Origin of the sequence: Rugosimonospora acidiphila (genome assembly GCF_039543385.1) — a bacterium.
Classification (GTDB): Bacteria; Actinomycetota; Actinomycetes; order Mycobacteriales; family Micromonosporaceae; genus Rugosimonospora; species Rugosimonospora acidiphila.
Window position 1 is genome coordinate 20946 of the sequence record NZ_BAABJQ010000009.1, and the last position, 19019, is coordinate 39964.

The following is a 19019-nucleotide window of genomic DNA, read 5'->3' on the forward strand; positions in this document are numbered from 1 at the left end:
CGCGGTGGAAGGAAGTTCAGCGATGAGACTGAGATTTGGCATCTTTGTGAGCGCGGCGATGGCACTGGTCCTCGCCGCCGGCTGCTCATCCTCGGGCGACGACTCGACCTCCGGCTCCTCGGGCGGCTCGTCGGGCGCCGCCGCCGCCGGGAATCCCGTCGACGTGGGCGTCGCCCTGCCCGACGAGGTGAAGAGCAAGGGCAAGCTGGCGGTCGGGGTCAAATGCGACTACCCGCCGTTCGGGTACATCGACGAGGCGTCCAAGAACGCGGGCTTCGAAATCGACATCGCGCACCAACTGGCGAACATCGCCTTCGGCGACCCGAACGCACTGACCCTGACCTGTGTCACCGGCTCCAACCGGGTGTCCTTCCTGACGTCCAACCGCATCGACCTCATCGAGGCGACGATGAACTACACGGCGGAACGGGCGCAGACCATCGACTTCACCACGCCGTACTTCGACAGCGGAGTGAAGCTGCTGGTACCCAAGGCCTCGTCGGTCACGTCGTTCGACCAGTTGGCCGGCAAGAATGTCATCACCATCACCGGCGCCACCGCGAGCCTCTGGCTCACCCAGTGCATGAAGAACGTCAAGCAGACGCTGTTCACCGAGACCAGCCAGGCGCTGACCGCGCTCACCCAGAAGCGCGGCGTGGCCTTCGCTCAGGACGACACCCTGCTGCTCGATCTGGCGTCGAAGAACCCCACCCTGAAGGTGGTCGGCGACGCCAAGGCGGACAGCCCGTGGGGCATGGGGGTGCGCAAGGGCGACACGGCGATGCTCGACTGGACCAACGCGGCGCTGAAGCACCTGCAGGACAGCGACTTCTTCTGGACCGACTTCCAGAAGACGGTCACGGACAAGTCGGTGCAGGACCAGTTCGCCAAGTACGTGCCGCGGCCGGGTAACAGCCTCAGCTACCCCAGCGGCTCGACCATGCAGTGTTGAGCCGATGATCCTCGCCTCCGGGTATCACTTCCAACCCGACTTCATCTTTCACCACCTCGGTGACCTCGGTACCGGCCTGCTGCGGACGCTGGCGATCAGCGCCATCGGCATGGCCGGTGCCCTGGCCGTCGGCGTGGTACTCGGCGCCCTGGCGGCGCTGAGGGTTCCGGTCGTACGGCAACTGATCACCGTGTACGTCGAGGTGTTCCGTAACACCCCGCTGCTGGTGCAGATCTTCTTCCTGTTCTTCGCGCTGCCCGAGACCGGGCTGCAGCTCAGCGGCTTCACCGTGGGCTGGCTGTCGCTGCTGCTGTGGGGCGGCGCGTACAACGTCGAGAACTTCAGGGCGGGCTTCGAGGCCGTCGAGGGCGGGTACGTCGAGGCGTGCCGCGCCCTGGGCTTCCCTCGAATGGCCGCCTTCCGTCAGGTGGCGCTGCCGCTGGGCAGCCGCATCGCGCTGCCCTCGGTCACCAACATCCTCATCTCGGTCTTCAAGAACTCGTCCTTCATGATCGCGATCAGCTACCCGGAGCTGACCGAGACCGCCGTCAACCTCGTCGCCGTCACGTTCCGGGTGTTCGAGATGTTCCTCGCGATCGGCATCATCTACCTCGGGCTGGTCTGGCTCATGTCGCTGGGCACCCAGGCCATCGAGCGTCGCTTCGCCATACCGGGAGGTCACTGATGCCCGCGTGGGTGTCTCCGGTCGCCAGCTACCTCGCCGGCGGGCTGCGCACCACCGCGCTGCTGGCAGTGGTCAGCATCGTCGCCAGCGTGGTGGTGGGCATCCTGCTCGGCACCCTGCTGACCCTGCCGAGCCGGGCGGTACGCGCCGTGGTGCGGGTCTACGTCGAGATCTGGCGCGGCCTGCCCATCATCATCATCCTGTTCTTCATCTTCTTCGTGCTGCCCATCATCGGCATCCGGGTCGACACCTTCGTCGCCGCGGCGGTCGGGTTGAGCCTGTGGGGCAGCGCCAACATGGCCGAGGTGGTCCGCGGTGCCGTGCAGTCGGTTCCGCGCGGGCAGGCGGAGGCCGCCTCGGCGCTGGGCTTCTCCTGGCCGAGCCGGATGATCCACGTCATCCTGCCGCAGGCCGCCCGGCGGGCGCTGCCGCCGCTGATCGGACTGGTCGTCAACCTCACCCAACAGACCTCACTCGCCGCCGTCATCGGTCTGCTGGACATCCTGGAGGCCAGCCAGCGCTCCATCGAACGGCTCACCCTGGCCGGCGGCGGTGGCCACGCCGTACCGATCCTGACCGCGGTACTTCTCGTCTTCTTCATCATCTGCCTTCCGCTGACCCTGCTGTCCCGCTGGTTCGAACGGCGACTCCAATGAATATTCACCGGTGCGTCGTGCCCCCATCGTCGGCAGAACAGGAGCCATACTCGTCCCATCAATTTCCGCGAGAAGGGTGTCCCAGAGACCATGACCGTCCAGCGCCGCACCCTGCTGAGCGCTGCCTACGACAACCTGCGGGCCGCGGTCCTCGACGGCTCCCTGGCACCCGGCTCCCGCGTCACCGTGCGCCCCCTGGCCGAACAGCTCGGGCTCAGTCCCACGCCGATCAAGACGGCGCTGGCCGCGCTGGAGCGCGAGGGCTTCCTCGTCGCCGTCCCGCACCGCGGCTACTTCGTGCCCGAGGTGAGCACCGAGGACCTGCTGGAGCTGTACGAGCTGCGTGAGGCGGTCGACGGGATCGCCGCACGCCGGGCCGCCGGGGCAACCAACCACGCGCAGATCGCCACCCAGCTGCGCCGCCTGCTGGCCCGGCAGCGCAAGGCCATCCAGGCGAACAACCTGCACTCCTACGGCGATCTGGACCTCATGTTCCACCGCCTCATCTGGGAGGGCTCCGGCAGCCGGCGACTGATCCCCATCGCCGAGAACCTGATCGCCCAGGTGCGCCTGGGCAACCGGTACTCGGCCCAGGCACCCGGCCGGCTGCCGGTCGCCATCGAGGAGCATGAGGCGATCCTGGAAGCGATCAGCGAGGGCGACGCGCGCACCGCCGAGCGGCACATCCGGCGCCACGTCCGCGAGGCCGGCCTGGCGCTGCGGCGCTACCTGGGCTCGCCCGACAGATCGGATCGCGCGTGACACCCGCCTCGCCCGGCCCTGGGCAGGCCAGGCCACGCTGGGGTAGTTGACGGTTCCGGCCTGACCGCGCCGGCTCGCGCCCCTCTCCGGTTGCCTGACCACGCGCCTGCCGGCCAGCGTTCAGATCCTCCCACGGTCTTCGGGAGCGAGACGCGCAGACCGGACGCGGACCCATCGGATCCGGGCCGCCCGCACGGTCAATCAGGTTGGTAGGGATTCATGGGGCCGGGAAGACGCGAAAACGGTGGCGGGCGCGACGCCCACCACCGTTGTCCGGGGTTTGATGATGCCTAGGCGGCCTGCCGGGTCGAGCCTGTTCCGACCTCCACCGGGCTGTTCTTGACCACCAACTCGTGCACCACCCGCTCGGTGGTCACCTCGTGGGCGGCCAGGTCGGCCAGGGCCACCGCCGCCAGCGCGGCCGCGTCGGCGAACACCAGCCAGGTCAGGGCCGTACCCGAGAAGGTCAGCGCGGCGATCAGCGACCACAGGCCCGCCACCGCGACGATGCCGTGGCCCACCTTCCAGCCGACCTGACGGGCCAGGATGGCGCTGAGCCCGGCGACCACGGTGAGCCCCGTGGCGACGGCGAACGCCAGGTGACCCGCGCTCACCGATGAGAACGCGAACGACGACACCATCAGAAACACACCGCCGGCCAGGAACAGCGTGTCAAGAGCGAATCGCGGGGTCATCTTCATGACAATGCACCTCCTCGACGTCACCTCATCGTGACGCCGGTTGTGATGAGGCGGGTCGTGGCGGGCATTGCCCCGGGACGGCTCGTCGGATCCGGCCTCGTTCACCCGATCCACCGGCAAGAACCTGATGACCCCACGATTCGATGCCCGATCGACGTGTCTCGCTGCTCACACTCCTCGATGGATCGCCCCGGCGTCGCCGGGGCCGTCCCCGGCAGGCAGCACCGGAAGCACCACGCGGGACCCGGCGCCGAGGTGGACCCGGTTGGTGGCCACCACCCTGCGCCGGTCGCCCACCTCCGGCTCGCCGGTGTTGGCGTTCACGTCGAAGCGCGGGAAGTTGCTCGACGACACGTCCAGCCGCAGCCGGTGCCCGGCCCGGAACGAGCACCGCCCTGGCGCCGCCGGCCCGCACCGGTCAGGTCGCTACTTCCGGGACCGAATCCCCTGAAACCGTCCCGAGGCCGTGCGCTGGAAACCATCGATAGCCTGCGCCGCGCGCCGGGTACCGCCTAGCGTTGGCCTCAGGAGGCTTGTCCCTGAAGGAGTCCACCGATGTCCCACCACCTCGACACCCCGCTCGCGGCCCAGAACGGCCAGCTGTACATCGACGATCTGTACGTCTTCAACGGCGACCGCGGCACCGTGTTCATCATGGACGTCAACAGCTCGGTGACCGGGGATGACATCCAGCACGGCTTCCATCCGGAGGCACGGTACGAGTTCAGGGTGCACCTCGACGGCGCCGCCCTCGAGGAGCTGACCTACCGGGTGGCCTTCAGCCCGCCTGATGTCGAGGGGCAGCAGGCGTTTTCGCTGTACGCCCTGGTCGGCTCCGAGGCGCGCGCGGACGACGCCGCCGGCACCCTGCTGGTCGAGGGGCGCACCGGCGACCTGGCCAGCAACAACGGCGTACGCATCTGGGCCGGCCGGGTCGCCGATCCGTTCTACGTCGACCTCGACCAGCTCGCCGTCATCGACGCCGCGCTGAGCAACGGCGCCAAGGTGGACGCCTCGAAGTGGCGGCCGGAGAACGCGAAGAACAGCTTCGCCGGCAAGACCGTGCAGTCGATCGTCATCGAGGTCGCCGAGCAGGACGAGCCGCTGACGCCGGGCACCCACCTCGGGGTGTGGTGCACCACCAAGCTGGCCACCGACGCGGGCGGGTGGCGGACCATCAACCGGGCCGGCCACCCCATGATGTGGCCGATCTTCTGGCCGAAGGACACGGACTTCTCCGACCCGGCCAACGCCAGGCACCCGTCGGACGACCTGAGCGCCGAGGGCGACGGCTTCGCCTCGCTGATCGCCCGCGTCGTCGCCGCGAACGGCACCTCCGGCGATCCCGAGGGGCACGGCCGGGCCGTCGTCGGGCGCATCTTCCCCGACGTGCTGCCGTTCGAGGTCGGCTCGGCGGCCGGGTACGGCTTCGCCGTCCACAATGGACGCACTCTGTCGGACAACGTGGCCGAGGCGATGTTCTCCCTGGTGCTCAACGCAGGTGTGACCACCGGCCTGACGGCCGTGGTGACCGCGCAGGCCCGGGACACCAAATTCCCCTACGTCGTACCGGCCTGATCTCCGAGGCCGAGCGACGCGGCCAGATCCAGCAGTTCGGCGCGGTACAGCTTCTCCGGGCTGGTCGTCTGCGCGCGCAGGTGTCCGTAGACCTCCAGCGCGACCAGTCCGTGCATCCGTCCCCAGAGCCGCAACGCGAGCGCGACGGCCTCGGCCGGAAGTTCCGGGAATGCCTCGCGAATCGAGTCGGACAGGGCCGGCGCGAAGTCGGACCAGCGATGGCCGGCGGAGGGCTGCCCGGCCCGGACGTGCGGCCAGGCGGCGGAGACGAGTTCGGCGAGCCCGATGCACGCACGGTGCGCGGCCTCGGGAGCCGCGCCGCCCTCCGGGACCCGGTAGCCGGTCACCGGGTCGCCGTAGACGAGCCGGAACCCGGCGGGATTGCCGATTGCCCAGACCCGGAACGCCTCGCCCCAGGCGAGTAGCCGGCCGGCCGCGTCGCTGCGCGGGTACGCGTTCCGCGCCGCCTCCATGGTGTCCACCAGCGACGTGTACACGTCGTTGATCAACGCCGTGATCAGATCGTCCCGGGTCGGGTAGTAGCCGTAGATCGCGCCCGCGGTCATCCCCATCTCGCGGGCGATGGCGCGCAGCGAGACGGCATCCGGGCCGCCGCCGGCCAGCAGCCGCAGGGCGACCCGCTTGATCTCGCTTGCCGTCTCGGCACGCAGCCGTTCACGCCGGCTCGGGGTCGCACTGGTCACGTTGACAGGATACCGCGTTCACTATGTAATCGCCGTACACGAACTAAACGGCGTGTAGTTAATGAGCGCCGTTCAAACTTTGGGGAGAGCGAACGTGAGGGTCGGGATTTTCGGTGCCAGCGGCGTCATCGGCAGCCGGGTGGCCGCCGAGGCGGCGGGGCGCGGGCACCAGGTGACGGGCTTCACCCGCGACGCGTCGCGGGTGCCGCGCGACGAGGCGGCCATCCAGTGGCAGGTCGCCGACGTGCTGGACGCGGCAAGCGTCGCGCGGTGTCTGGCCGGCATCGACGTAGTGGTGAACGCCATCAACACGGGGCGGGACATTCCCGAGACCATCGCCAACGCCGACGTGCTGCCGAGCGCCGCCGACGCGTTGCTGACGGCGCTGCGGGAGTACCCCGCGGTCAGGCTGATCGTCGTCGGCGGGGCGGGCAGCCTGGAGGTGCGGCCCGGGCAGCAGATCGTCGACATCGACGGCTTCGCCGAGGGGCTGCCCGACACGCTCGGTGTTCCGCCCGAGTACGTCAGGGTCGTGCGGGCGCACCGGGAGGCGCTCAACCGGTACCGGACGTCCAACCGGAAGTGGACCTACCTCAGCCCGTCCGCCGGCTTGATCACCCCCGGCGAGCGGACCGGCCGGTTCCGCGTCGGTGGCGACCAGCTCCTGGTGACGGCCGACGGGACCAGCGCCATCAGCGCCGAGGACCTGGCCGTGGCAATTCTCGACGAGGTGGAGTCGCCGCGATTCGTCCAGCGCCGGTTCACCGTGGGGTACTGATCGGGCCCGGCGCGGCCCGCCTCGTGGCTACTCCTTGCGGCCGAGCCCGGCCCACTCCCCGCAGCGGGTCGCGTCGCCACCGAACGGATCGGGCAGGGCGCGCTCCGGGTCGGGCCACTGGTACAGCCAGACCACGCCGGGGGCGACCAGTTCGAGGCCGGCGAAGAACCGCACCATCTTCGACTTGGTGCGCGACGCGGCCGACGTGGTGGTCCGCTGCCGGTACACGTCGATCACGGCCTGGGTCTGCGCGCCGCTGGGCGCGAAGCTCTCGGCGGCGGCGGCCGAGATGGCCAGGTAGCTGCCCGGCGGCAGCGCGTCGACCAGCCGCCCGACCACCTCGTACGCCTTGGCGTCGTCGGGCACGAAGTGCAGGACGGCGGCCAGCAGCAGCGCGATCGGCTGCTCGAAGTCGAGCAGCTCGCGCACCTGGGGGTGCTCGAGGATGCGCTGCGGGTCGCACAGGTCGGCCCGGATCGCGATGGCCAGGTCGTTGCCCTCGAGAATCTCCAGGCTCTCCGCCACGGCGACCGGATCGATGTCGACGTAGACGACCCGGGCATCCGGCACCTCGGCCTGCACGATCTCGTGGACGTTGCCCACGGTCGGGATGCCGGAGCCGATGTCGAGGAACTGGCGCACTCCGGCGCCGGCCAGGTGCCGCACCACGCGATGGAGGAAGGCACGATTCTCACGGGCCACGGCCGGGAACAACGGGAACTGCGCGATGATCCGCTCCGCCGCCTCGCGGTCGGCCGGGAAGTTGTGGACACCGCCGAGGTAATAGTCGTACATCCGTGCGGCGGTGGCTGGTTTTCGTTGCCTGCCCTGCTCGGCCTGCCCAACCTGCCCGACCGTGTCCATCGTGCCGCTCACCCCACCTGTCGTCGCCGACGTTGGCCCCGATCGCGCGTGCCCGCCGGGCCGGCCCTCGTAGACCGCGTCGCACCCGGCAGCCAATCATGTTCCTCTCTGCAATGGCTTCCGGATAGATGCGGATTCGTTTCTTGAGCCGATCGCGACGCTTGCCGGCAATTCGGGGCAAGTCAGTTCAGGCGCGGGTGAGCCGGTCAGTTCGGACGGGTCCCGACCACTACCCAGATGGTCAGCGCCGCGAGGAATTCCCCACGCGCGGCGGCCGCCTCGACGGCGGTGAACCATTCATCGTGAATATCGTCGGGAATTATTCCGATCCTACCCGCCAATTGCGGGTCGAACATCGGCAGTACCGAAATGGACGCACCGGGGGTGGCGAAATAACACGTCACCGGCATCGCCTCGATGTCCACCGCACCCGCGCGGGTCAAACGGCGCCGCAGCGTGCGCCCGATGCCGGGCTGCTCGCGCATCACCCGACCGTACAGGTGCGCCTTGAACAACGTCACCAGGTGGTCCGGAAGCCCGTCGACGGTCATCGACTCCCAGTCGGTGTCGACGAGGCAGACCCGGCCGCCCGGCCTGGTCACCCGGACCAGTTCGGCGACCGCGCGATCGGGGTCCGGGACGTGCTGTAGGACCCTTTCGCAGCGTACGCCGTCGAAGTGGGAGTCGGGGAAGTCGAGCGCGGAGATGTCGCCCTCGATGTAGCTGACCTTACTGCCGTCGTGCCGGTCGACCGCCGCCGTCAGGGTCGCCGCGGACAGATCCAACGCGACCACCTCGCCCGGTTCGACCTCGCCGGCCAACTGGCGGGCGACCTCGCCGGCGCCGCATCCGGCATCCAGCAGCCGCTGTCCGGGCGCCGGGCGCAATGCCTCCCGCGCCACCTGACGGACGCGTTGAATTTCCGGCACCACCGCCATCGCCTCCAGAGCCGCCAGCAATAACGCCACGAACTCCGGTGGTCTTTTATCGATGTCGGAAAATGGAGTGAGAGCGGCGGGGTCCGACGTCATCAAACCATTGTGGCGGCACATTCTGACTTCTCCTCGGGAATTGTGAGCGCCGGTCGCTCATCCGACACGCGGGGGAACATCGACCACCGTCGGCTATCCGGAGCGGGGCGGTGGGCGGGCCGCCTCGCACACCCGCCGGCCCGAGCCGCCGCGGTTGGCCGGTGCCGCGGTGGCGCCGCGGTTGGCCGGTGCCACCGTGCCGCGGCGGTTGGCCGGTCGTCCGCCGGCGCGGCGGGCGGGACGGGTCGCGGCCCGTGCCGCCCGGCCGTTCGCGGCGCTCGGGCGCGCGGGCCGGGTGGCGTCGGACATGGCCCGCCAGGCGGCCTCGCGGTACGGGGTGCCGTCGCGGTGCAGCACGTGGGACAGGCGCAGCACGGCCAGCCAGTGCCGGACCCGCCGCCCGGCCAGGGTGGAACACCGGGCGCGCGGGTGCGCGTCGAACCACTCGGCCGCGCGACGGTGGTACTCGGCCCGCGCCCGACGGGTCAGCCGGGCGTACGCGACCGCGCGCACGGCCGGGTCCACGAAGGCGTACCGGGGCCCGGACTCCCCCGCCGACTCGACCAGCAGGCCGGCGCCGCGCAGCCGGGCGAGGACTCCGCGCAGCTGATCGTCGTCCAGGCCGAGCAGGGACGCGAGCGCACCGGCCGGCACCACGGCACCGAGCACCGCGGCGGCGAGCACCGCCCGGCGGTCGCCGCGGCGCAGCCAGTCGAGCCGGGCAGAGACGGCGGCCCGGACCGGCTCGGGTACCGGCAGGCAGCCGGCGCCCCCCACCGGCAGGCCTCGCTCGGCCACCACGCGGACGTAGGACTCGGCGTACATCGGGTTGCCCGGTACCACCGGCAGCAGCCGGCGGGCGAGGGCGATCGGCAGGCCCGCCCGGCGCAGCAGGTGGCGCAGCAGCCGGCCGGTGTCCGCGTCGTCGAGGGCGCGCAGGACGATCCGGCACTCGGGGACGAGCCCGTCCGGTTCGGCGCGGTCACCCGCGTCACCCCTGGACGCGTCGGTCAGGGAGGTCAGGACCACCGCCAGCGGTGAGCTGCGCGCCACCGCGGTGGCGCGCAGCTCACGCAGGAACCGGACGACGGCCGCGCCGGCCCGGTGCCGGTCCTCGACCACGAGCACGGTGGGCCGGTGCGTCGCGGCCAGCCGGGAACCCTGCCGGACCAGGTCGAGCAGGGCCCGATCCGGGCCCCCGCCGGGCAGGCAGCGGGCGACGAGCCAGTCGACCCCGTCGGCCGCGCCGATGCCCGGGTACCGGGACAGCTCCCGCACCAGGCGGGACCGGCCGGAACCGGCGGCACCGGTGACCGACACCAGCTGCGGTACCCCCTGGTGGACGGCGCGGGCGACGGCGCGCGCGGCGACGGCCAGTTCGGCGGCGCGCCCGATCAGCGGCGTCTCGTCGTCCGGCGCGGTCTCGACCGGTCCGGACAGCGGTCGCCAGACCTCCAGCGGTTCGGTCCGGCCCGCCACGGCGACGGCGTCCAGCCGCTCGTACCGCACCAGCGCCCGGGTCTGCCGCTCGGTGCCGGCGGTGACCACCACCGTGTCCGGTGCCGCGAAGGCCTGCAGCCGGGCCGCCATGTTGACGACGTTCCCGCTGACCAGGCACTGGCCGCCGGCGGCGGTCGTGGCGAGGTCCACCAACGCTTCACCGGTGGCGATGCCGACCCGCACCCGGATCGGCCGCCCGTCCGGCAGCGTCAGGCGCCCGACCACCTCGGGCAGCCGCAGCCCGGCCCGGACCGCGCGGTACGCGTCGTACCCGTCGGAGACCGGCATGCCGAAGACCGCCATGACGGCGTCCCCGACGTACTTCTCCACGACGCCGCCCCACCGCCGCACCACCTCGGACACGGTGGCGAAGTAGCTGATCTGCACCGCCCGGACATCCTCCGGGTCGATCCCGCCGGCCATCCGGGTGAAGCCCACCATGTCGACGAACAGCACACTGACGATCCGCCGTTCCTCCACGTTGGTCGAGATGAGCGGGGGTACCGGCGGTTCCTCAGCCACGGCACAATGTCGACATGTTGTACCTGCTGTTGACAAAGAGCGGACACGGACCCCGGCGGTCAGGCGTGACCGGCGGTGGCCGGCCATCGCGAGACCGCTAGTCCAGGGTCGGCGCCACGCACTCCCAGCTGCGGGAAGATTCATGATCGCCTCCTGCCCCGGACGGTGGTTTCGGGCCTGTCTGAGCGGATGGGTAACACGCTCCCAGCCGCGGGTCCGCCGGGCATCGGTACAACTACGTATGTCGGGAACTCGCACTGTTTATGTCAGAGAACGCATTGACATCACCAGCCGAACATGCAATGGCCATGACCGCCGATCCGACTGACGTGCCGCTGGTCGGTCGCGGGCGGGATCTGAAGATCCTGCGCGACGCCCTGCGGGAGGTCGAACAGCGTGACGCCGCGGCCGTGTTCATGGTCGGCGACAGCGGGGTCGGCAAGACCCGGCTGCTGGAGGCCGCCACCGCTGCGCTGCGCGAGGCCGGCGCCGTGGTGCTCTCCGGCGCCTGCCTGGACATCGGTGACGCGTCGCCGCTGCACCCGCTGCGCCAGGCGCTGCGCCGCTACGCCTCCGCCGGAGTGGCCGAGGCCGCGAGCCAGGCGCGCGGCGCGGGCGCGTCCGGCGGCGCCGAGGCCGCGGCGGCCGCCACTGCGGCGGCCACGGTGGCGGTGCGCGACCTGATGGAGGTGCTGGACGGCGAGGCGTTCAGCCCGGACGGCGCCGGTGCCCTGCTGGAGCGGGTGTCGCGCGGGCTGGCGGCGGTGGCCGGGGATCGGGTGCTCGTGCTGATCGTCGACGACCTGCAGTGGGCCGACCGCAGCACCCGGCAGCTGCTGCTGTACCTGCTGGCCGGGCTCGGCGGCGTGCGGCTGCTGGTGCTCGGCGCCCTGCGGGCCGAGACCATGCAGGGCACCGGCCCGCTGCGCCAGATGCTGTCCGAGCTGCGCCGGCTGCGGTCCGTGCGGGTACTGGAGCTGGGCCCGCTGGACCGGTCCGAGACCGAGCGGCTGGCCGCGGCCGTCGCGGGCCGGCCGCTGGACCCGGCCTCGCTGGAGCTGATCTGGGTGCGCAGCGGCGGCAACCCGTTCTTCGTGGAGGAGCTGGCGCGCGGCGCGCGTGACGGCCGGGTCGAGCTGTCCGAGACCCTGCGCGAGATAGTCCTGTCCCGGGTCGGCGCGCTGCCCGAGCCGGCGCGCACCGTCATCACCGCGGTGGCCGCCGCCGTCGAGCCGGTCGAGCACGCGCTGCTGGCGGCGGTCGTCAGGCTCGACGAGGAGCGGCTGATCGAGGCCGTACGCACCGCCGTGGACAAGCGGATCCTGGTGGCCGGCGAGGACGGCTACCGGTTCCACCACCGGCTCATCCGGGACGTGCTGGTGCCCCGGCTGCTGCCGGGCGAACGGGTCGGCTGGCACCGCAGGTACGCCGAGGCGCTGTCCGAGCTGCCCGGCGGGCAGATGCGCAACGCCCGGCTGGCCCACCACTGGCGGATGGCCGGGGAGCGGGCGCGGGCGCTGAGCGCGGCGGTGGCGGCGGCCGAGGAGGCCGAACGGTTGCACGGCTTCGCCGAGGCGTTCGAGCACTGGAGCGCGGCGCTGGAGCTGGCCGACGAGCTGAGCCCCGAGGCGCGGGCCGACGTCAAGGTGACCATGCTGTGGCAGCGGGCGGCCGAGGCGGCGCACAAGTGCGGGGAGCACGAGCAGGCACTGCACCTGCTGCGCCGGCCCGATGCGTACGGCGCCCACCCGGCCTCCTGCCGGCTGCACATCCGGCTGGCCCGCTACCTGGCCGCGCTCGGCCGGCTCACCGAGGCCGAGGTGGAGTACGAGCGCGCCCTGGCCGACGGCACCCGCACGGCGCAGGACACCGCCATCGCCGCCGCGCACAGCGCGGAGCTGCTGCTGCAACTCGGCCGGTACGCGGAGGCCGGGCGCCGGGCCGCCAGGGCGCTGGAGGCGGCGCGGGGCGTCGAGGACTCCGCCTCCTCGCTGGTACTCGCCGGCGCCGTGCTGGGCTTCAGCCAGGCGTACCTCGACGATCCCGCGACCGGACTGGCCACGGTGCGCGAGGCGCTGGCGACCGCCGAGCGCCTCGGCGGCCCGGTCGATGTCGCCCGCGCATACCTGCACCTGGCCGAGCTGCTGACCGGGCCGCTCAACGAGCTGCGCGAGGGTGTGTCGGTGGCCAGGCGCGGCGCCGACCGCGTCGAGCACCTCGGCCTGGGCCGCACGTACGGCACCCGACTGCTGTCCGTGGAGGCCAACGGGCTGTTCCGGCTGGGCGAGTGGTCCGCGGCGGAGGACGTGCTCACCGCGGCGCTGCGGCACCGGCCCGCTGGCGCGGACGCCGTCGAACTGCTGCTGGCCCGCTGCCGCATCCGGGTCGGTCGCGGCGACCTGGACGCCGCCGAGCGCGACCTCGAGGCGACCGACACGCTGCTGGCCGCCGGCGGCGGGGCCCGGCACGTGCTGCCGCTGCTCACGCTGCGCGCCGGCCTGACCATGTGGCGTGGCCGCCCCGATCTGGCCCGCGAGGCGGTGCAGCGCGGGCTCGACCTGGCCGAGAGCCGCTCCGACGACGTGTGGTTGCAGGCACCGCTGGTCTGGCACGGGCTGCGCGCCGAGGCCGAGGCGCGCAGCAGCGGCGTCGACGAACCCGACGAGAACGCGATCCGCCGCCTGCGTCACATGGCCGAGCGGATCAGCAGCGACAGCGCCACGGCCGCCAAGCCGGTACGGGAAGCGGTCATCGGCTACCGGGAACTGTGCTCCGCCGAGATCAACCGGGTCGAGGGGCGGTCCGACCCGGCCGCGTGGGAGCGCGCCGCCGCGGTCTGGGAACGCAACAACCACCCGTACCCCGCCGCGTACGCGAGGCTGCGCCAGGCCGAGGCGCTGTTCGGGCAGCGTACCCGCAACGCCGAGGCCACCCGGGTGCTGCAGAGCGCGTACCACACCGCCGTGCACCTGGGCGCCGGCCCGTTCATCGAGGAGATCAGGGGGCTGGCGCAGCGCGCCCGGACCACCCTCAACGAGCCGGCCACGGTCGGCGGCAACGGCACGGTGGGCGGCAACGGCACGGTGGGCGGCAACGGCACGGTCGGCGGCAACGGCTCGGTCGGCGGCAACGGCACGGCCGGGGGCGCGGCGCCCGGCACCGCCGAGCGTCCACCGAACGGGCGGGCGGCGCCGGTCGGTACCCGCCAGCGGGCCGACGAACTGGCCGTGCTGACCGATCGCGAACGGCAGGTGCTCGCCCGGGTCGCCGAGGGCGACACCAACCGGAAGATCGCGGAGTCCCTGTACATCAGCCCGCGCACCGTGGGCGTGCACATCTCCCACATCCTCGACAAGCTCGGCATCCGCAGCAGGGTCCAGGCCACGGCCATCTACCAGCGCAATCAGCGCGCCGGGTGAGGGTGCGCGACGGGCCGGACGGGGCCCGGCCGGTCGGGTAGCCGACCGACCCGCTACGGGTTGCCGACATCGATCGATATTGGGATGCCGAGATCGGCCCGGCGCTGAGATCCTGCACCGTGAGCCGTCTGGGGGGATCGCGCCGGAAACGAAGGGGAGGGATTTTCATGACCGAGCGGGCATGGGAAATGGTGCAGGGAGAGATCGCCGAGGTCGCGTCCCGTACCCCACACGAGGTCGCCGAGGTCGTCGCCCAACTGAGCGACCTGCAGATCCTGCTGGACAAGGCGACCCCGGACGACGACGAGAACCCGGTGGCTGCCTTCAACCACCTGTACTGGACGATCACCAGCACGATCCTCGACCACCTCAACCAGGGTGCGTTCCGCGATCCCGAGTTCCTGACCGTGCTGGACGTGGAGTTCGCCAAGCGCTACTTCAACGCGATCCGCCTGTGGGGCCGGTCGGCGGCCCAGACGCCGGAGGCGTGGAAGGTGCTGTTCCGGCAGATCGACAACAAGGGCATCCGGTCGTTGCCCGCCGCGATCGCCGGGGTCAACGCGCACGTGAACTACGACCTGCCGTTCGCCGTGGTGCGGACCTGGGAACTGCTGGGCACCGACTACTCCTCGGAGCCGCAGCACCAGGACTACCTGCACGTCAACGAGATCTTCTACGAGAAGATCCCGCAGCTGCGACGCGGGTACCTGAGCACCTGGCAGCTGGTCATCGACCGGCTCAACGGCCCGCTCGACGACTGGTACGAGGACCGGGCGGTCGAGATCGCGCGGGACATCGCCTGGATGGACGCGAAGCGGCTGTGGGCGATGCGCGGGAGCCCGGAGCGGATCGGCCGGGCGGGCACCTCGCTCGATCACCACACGGCCCTGATCGGCTGGGCGCTGCTCTCCCCGCTGTGCGCGATGCTCCAGTAGGCCGGCTCAGCCGCTGGCGCCGGCCGGGGGCTCCGGCTGGCGCCGGCGGAACGCGATCACCACGACGACGGAGACGATGGTCAGCGCCACGCCGATGAACGTGCCCGGGCCCGGGTGGGCACCCTCCTCCGGGGCGAACTCGTCCAGGATCACCGCCACGACCAACTGCCCGACGATGGTCGCCAGGGCGAGCAGGAGCACCCCGATGTAGCGCACCACCGTAATGGTGATCGCGACGAAGGCCACCCCGAGCGGGCCACCCAGGTAGGCCGGCCACGGCGTGGGCGATCCGGAGGGCAACCCCCGCAGCGCGATGTCGATGCCGAACACGGGCAGCAGCACGACGGTGCCGACCAGGAAGTTGATCGTGGTGGCGGACATAGTGCTGCCGCTCGCCACCCGTACGCGTCCGTTCAGCGCCTGGTGGAACGGCGTACCGATGCCGGCGAGCGCGGGCAGGACGATCAGGCCTATCGACCGCAGACCGTGCAGCTCACCGCTGACGGACGCGATCACCGCCACGATCGCGAGGGCGGCACCGACCAGCCGTACCCCGGTGATCGACCGGCGGCCGGCCGGCCCGATGCCGAGCCGGTCGACCAGCAGGCTGGACACCGACTGCCCGGCGACCGCCGCGATGGTGAACACCGCCACGCCCAGCGCGGCGACCGCCTCGCCCTGGCTGAGAATCGTGTACGCGCCGGCGATGCCGCCGAGGTAATACCACGCCGGCAGCCGGTGCGTGCGCACCTCCCGGACGATCGCCCGCGCCCTCCGGCGGATCGCCACCCCGATCATGATCAGAGCGCTGAACACCAGGCTGCTGCCGAAGCTGATGAAGCTCACCGCCACGCCGTCGTGCACCCGGTGGCCGAAGTCCCCGTTGATCCTGGACTGGACGGCCAGCACCGCGCCCGCGAGCGCGGAGAGCACGCAGCCGGAGAGGTAGTGATGCGGCTCTACCGGATGCGGGGAACGGTCGGGTACCTTGGGCCGGCTCATCGCCCTCATCATCACCCGGCGCCCCCGTCGGAGGCTGGCGAATCACGCCCCGCGGGTACCGGAGGGGGACTACCGGACCGGCGGGCGGCGGGCGCGGCGGCTCGGGCATACTTCCGCTGCGACGAGGCACGCCGCCGGCACCACGACGACGGCAGGAGCGAACGTGACCGGCTGGCTCAGTACGGTGATCGCCGGCGTCGCGCTGGTCGTCTCCCTCGCCACCGCGCTGGATACCTACCTGCGCCAGCGGCGCGCGTCGCCACCGTGACCGCATACTTCCACTGGAACCGGGAACTGTCCAGGGTCGACCTCGGCGGCCAGGCCATCGGGGTGGGCCATGTGACCGACGCCGATCGGCCGGTGCCCGAGTCACCCCTCGGTCGGGTACACCGCCTCGAACATCGTCAGCGGGTTGACGCCCAGTCCGGCGGTCACCTCCGCGAACAGCCGCGCGGCGTGCAGCGGCTCCTGCTCGGCCACCTCGGCGAGCAGCGGCGCCAGGGCGCGCGCCGCGTCCAGCCGCAGCGCCGCCGACTCGGATGCCGGATCCCTGCCCAACCGGGCCAGTTCGGCCAGCCGCTCGCGCAGCCGGGCCAGGTGCGGGGCGAGGCGGTGTCGCAGGACCACGTCGACCAGGGGCACCCGTACCCGGCCAAACAGCGCCAGGGCGTCGGCCGGGCCGGCGGCCACCAGGGCGGCCGGGTCCGATCCGGGCGGGAACACCATCGCCTCGACCGGCCCCGGCCAGTCGCGCAGCAGGCGGTAGGCGCGGTCGGTGGCGATCGCGCCCGCCGGGTCGGGATCGAACGCGCAGATCAGCGGGGTGCCCGGCTCCACCGCCGAGGCCAGCAGCGCGACCTGTGCGGCGGTCAGCGCGGTGCCGCACGGCGCCACGGCACAGTAGTGCCACGCGGCGAGGTCGCGCGCCGACGAAGATCGGGCCAGCGAGGATCGGGCGCGGGCCACCGCCACCACGTCGGCCGGCCCCTCCACCAGCATCACCGCCGCCGGTCGGGTCCCGCCGTCGAACTGCTCGGCCAGGCCGTACAGCAGCTCGCTCTTGCGGTAGATGGCGGTGGTCACGGTGTTGCGGTACTTGGGGATGCCGGGCCGGCCGGACAGGTCGCGGCCGATGAAGGCCACCACGTTGCCGTCCCCGTCGCGGATCGGGAACACCACCCGGTCGCGGAACGCGTCGATGAGCCGGCCGTCGCGGGCGGTGGTGATCAGCCCGGCCGCGGCCAGCTCGGCGTTCGTGAAGCCCGTGGCGCGCAGCCGCTCGCGCAGGTCGGTCCAGCCCGGCGGGGCGTACCCGATGGTCCACGGCAGCGCCTGCGCGCAGGCCGCGGGAATGCCCCGGCTCTCCAGGTACGCCGTCGCCCTCGGCTGCCCGATCAGCCGGTGGCGGTAGAAGTCGTGGGCGGCCCGGTGCGCGGCCAGCAGCCGCTGCCGGCCGACCCGCTCCTCGCCGCCGGCACCCGCCGGCCACGCCCGCACACCGTCCATGGTGCCACCGCCGGGCGGTGGCCGCGGGCGTGCCCGATCGGATCGGGCACGCCCGCGACGCGCGGGTTCAGGGGCGCACGAGCGACTTGATGGCCCGCCGGGAGTCCATCGCCTCGTACGCCTCGACCACCTCGTCCAGCGGCAGCTCGAGGTCGAAGACGCGGCCCGGGTCGATGGTGCCGTCGAGCACCTCGCCGAGCAACTCCGGCAGGTAGGTGCGGACCGGGGCCACGCCGCCCGCGATGTTGACGTTGCTGCCGAACAGCTGGCCGATCGGCAGCTCCGCGCCGCCGACCGGCGCGCCGACGTAGCCGACGAACCCGCCGGGGCGGGTGGCGTCGATGGCCTGCTGCATCGCCTCCTTGGTGCCGACGCACTCGAGCACGGCGTCCGCGCCGGTGCCGCCGAGCAGCTCGGTGAGCCGGGCCACGCCCTCGGCGCCGCGCTCGGCGATGATGTCGGTCGCGCCGAATTCCAGGGCCAGCTTCTGGCGGGCAACGTGCCGGGAGAACACGACGACGCGCTGCGCGCCGAGCCGCTTCGACGCGAGGACCGCACACAGCCCGACCGCCCCGTCGCCGACCACCGCGACCGTGCTGCCCGGGCCGACGTGCGCGGCCACGGCCGCGTGGTGGCCGGTGCCCATCACGTCCGAGAGGGTCAGCAGGCTCGGCACCATCGCCGGGTCGGGCATCTCCGGGGTGGCCACCAGCGTGCCGTCCGCGACGGCCACCCGTACGAACTCGCCCTGTCCGCCGTCGACGAGCAGGCCGTCGCGGTCCGGTGCGCCCCAGGCTCCGCCGTTGCGGCAGGAGGTGGTGATGCCGTTGCGGCAGTCGACACAGGTGCCGTCGCTGAGCACGAACGGGGCGATGACGAAGTCGCCGGGGCGCACGGTGGTCACCTCGGCGCCGGTCTCCTCCACCACGCCCACGAACTCGTGCCCCATCCGCCGCGGCGCGGACAGCCGCCGCACGCCGCGGTACGGCCACAGGTCCGAACCGCAGACACACGCGGCCACGACCCGGACCACCGCGTCGGTCGGCCGCTGGATCCGGGGGTCGTCGACGTTCTCGAGCCGCACGTCGCGGGGGTTGTGGATGACGGTCGCGCGCATGAGCTCTCCCCTTGTGGAAGTCGGTTGTTCGGTTTCAGCCTACGTGCGACCCGACTCGCGTTCGCCAACCGGGCGCGGCGGGGCGAGCGCGCTCACCCCGGTCGCGGCAGAAGGCTGCTCGCCCGGTCGCCTACCCGGTCGTCGGGGCGAGCAGCCCCTCGAAGGCGATCTCGAAGAACGGGTCGAAGGCCTCGGCCGACCGCTGGGCGCGGGCGCTGATCAGCTCGGTGCGTGAGCCGCGCCCATTCCCACCGGCGCGGCGGTGAACACCGACGGTTACCCCTCCACCCGTTACGGCCTTGTCATC

The 19019-nt window shown here is 72.1% G+C and carries 16 protein-coding genes and 1 pseudogene; 8 read left to right on the forward strand and 9 right to left on the reverse strand.

All coding sequences use genetic code 11. The features are described from left to right. Nucleotides 1–22: 22 nt before the first annotated feature. From ABEA87_RS17165 to ABEA87_RS17180, 4 genes are all read left to right on the forward strand, one after another. A complete protein-coding gene (locus tag ABEA87_RS17165; RefSeq protein WP_345630708.1) occupies nt 23–952 on the forward strand; it encodes a transporter substrate-binding domain-containing protein in 930 nt (309 codons plus the stop codon). A gap of 4 nt (nt 953–956) precedes the next feature. Beyond that, a complete protein-coding gene (locus ABEA87_RS17170) occupies nt 957–1637 on the forward strand; it encodes an amino acid ABC transporter permease (protein ID WP_345630710.1) in 681 nt (226 codons plus the stop codon). Beyond that, on the forward strand, nt 1637–2293 hold the full coding sequence (locus ABEA87_RS17175) for an amino acid ABC transporter permease (protein WP_345630711.1): 657 nt from the start codon (nt 1637–1639) through the stop codon (nt 2291–2293). Before ABEA87_RS17170 ends, ABEA87_RS17175 begins: the two co-directional genes overlap by 1 nt. A gap of 90 nt (nt 2294–2383) precedes the next feature. After that, nucleotides 2384–3055 (forward strand): GntR family transcriptional regulator, encoded by a 672-nt coding sequence (locus ABEA87_RS17180; protein WP_345630713.1) that lies wholly within the window; start codon nt 2384–2386, stop codon nt 3053–3055. Nucleotides 3056–3345: 290 nt separating this feature from the next. On the opposite strand, the gene ABEA87_RS17185 is transcribed toward ABEA87_RS17180, so the two are convergent. Continuing rightward, a complete protein-coding gene (locus ABEA87_RS17185; RefSeq protein WP_345630714.1) occupies nt 3346–3756 on the reverse strand; it encodes a hypothetical protein in 411 nt (136 codons plus the stop codon). A 168-nt stretch (nt 3757–3924) separates the two neighbouring features. Continuing rightward, nucleotides 3925–4131 (reverse strand): annotated as a pseudogene (locus ABEA87_RS17190) (CocE/NonD family hydrolase C-terminal non-catalytic domain-containing protein); the annotation flags it as partial. A 180-nt stretch (nt 4132–4311) separates the two neighbouring features. On the opposite strand from ABEA87_RS17190, the gene ABEA87_RS17195 reads away from it, so the two are divergent. Next, a complete protein-coding gene (locus ABEA87_RS17195; protein ID WP_345630716.1) occupies nt 4312–5334 on the forward strand; it encodes a DUF4331 family protein in 1023 nt (340 codons plus the stop codon). Here the strand turns inward: ABEA87_RS17195 and ABEA87_RS17200 are convergent. Further along, nucleotides 5316–6038 carry a TetR/AcrR family transcriptional regulator gene (locus tag ABEA87_RS17200; RefSeq protein WP_345630718.1) on the reverse strand — a complete coding sequence of 241 codons (723 nt, stop codon included), beginning with the start codon at nt 6036–6038 and terminating at the stop codon, nt 5316–5318. The two genes, ABEA87_RS17195 and ABEA87_RS17200, sit on opposite strands and share 19 nt — an antisense overlap. 94 nt (nt 6039–6132) lie before the next feature. Between ABEA87_RS17200 and ABEA87_RS17205 the strand changes: the two genes are divergently transcribed. Beyond that, nucleotides 6133–6816, forward strand: a complete 684-nt coding sequence (locus ABEA87_RS17205) for an NAD(P)-dependent oxidoreductase (RefSeq protein WP_345630720.1) — start codon at nt 6133–6135, stop codon at nt 6814–6816. A 27-nt stretch (nt 6817–6843) separates the two neighbouring features. Here the strand turns inward: ABEA87_RS17205 and ABEA87_RS17210 are convergent, their stop codons facing one another. From ABEA87_RS17210 to ABEA87_RS17220, 3 genes are all read right to left on the reverse strand, one after another. Further along, nucleotides 6844–7680: an SAM-dependent methyltransferase gene (locus tag ABEA87_RS17210; protein WP_345631037.1), complete on the reverse strand. Its 837-nt coding sequence runs from the start codon at nt 7678–7680 to the stop codon at nt 6844–6846. 206 nt (nt 7681–7886) lie between these two features. Next, nucleotides 7887–8711 (reverse strand): methyltransferase domain-containing protein, encoded by an 825-nt coding sequence (locus ABEA87_RS17215; protein WP_345630722.1) that lies wholly within the window; start codon nt 8709–8711, stop codon nt 7887–7889. A gap of 93 nt (nt 8712–8804) precedes the next feature. Continuing rightward, on the reverse strand, nt 8805–10733 hold the full coding sequence (locus ABEA87_RS17220) for an adenylate/guanylate cyclase domain-containing protein (RefSeq protein ID WP_345630724.1): 1929 nt from the start codon (nt 10731–10733) through the stop codon (nt 8805–8807). A 308-nt stretch (nt 10734–11041) separates the two neighbouring features. Here ABEA87_RS17220 and ABEA87_RS17225 point away from each other — a divergent pair, with 308 nt between their 5' ends. Then, nucleotides 11042–14152 (forward strand): helix-turn-helix transcriptional regulator, encoded by a 3111-nt coding sequence (locus tag ABEA87_RS17225; protein WP_345630726.1) that lies wholly within the window; start codon nt 11042–11044, stop codon nt 14150–14152. Between the two features lie 167 nt (nt 14153–14319). Beyond that, the gene (locus ABEA87_RS17230; protein WP_345630728.1) at nt 14320–15087 is read left to right on the forward strand and encodes a DUF5995 family protein; all 768 of its coding nucleotides are present in this window, start codon (nt 14320–14322) and stop codon (nt 15085–15087) included. A 6-nt stretch (nt 15088–15093) separates the two neighbouring features. Here the strand turns inward: ABEA87_RS17230 and ABEA87_RS17235 are convergent, their stop codons facing one another. The 3 genes from ABEA87_RS17235 to ABEA87_RS17245 all read right to left on the reverse strand — a co-directional run bounded on the left by ABEA87_RS17235 (nt 15094) and on the right by ABEA87_RS17245 (nt 18712). Next, nucleotides 15094–16089 carry a DMT family transporter gene (locus ABEA87_RS17235; RefSeq protein WP_345630730.1) on the reverse strand — a complete coding sequence of 332 codons (996 nt, stop codon included), beginning with the start codon at nt 16087–16089 and terminating at the stop codon, nt 15094–15096. A gap of 369 nt (nt 16090–16458) precedes the next feature. Continuing rightward, on the reverse strand, nt 16459–17595 hold the full coding sequence (locus tag ABEA87_RS17240) for a toprim domain-containing protein (protein ID WP_345630732.1): 1137 nt from the start codon (nt 17593–17595) through the stop codon (nt 16459–16461). 67 nt (nt 17596–17662) lie between these two features. Beyond that, nucleotides 17663–18712: a zinc-dependent alcohol dehydrogenase family protein gene (locus tag ABEA87_RS17245; protein ID WP_345630734.1), complete on the reverse strand. Its 1050-nt coding sequence runs from the start codon at nt 18710–18712 to the stop codon at nt 17663–17665. Between the last annotated feature and the right edge of the window lie 307 nt (nt 18713–19019).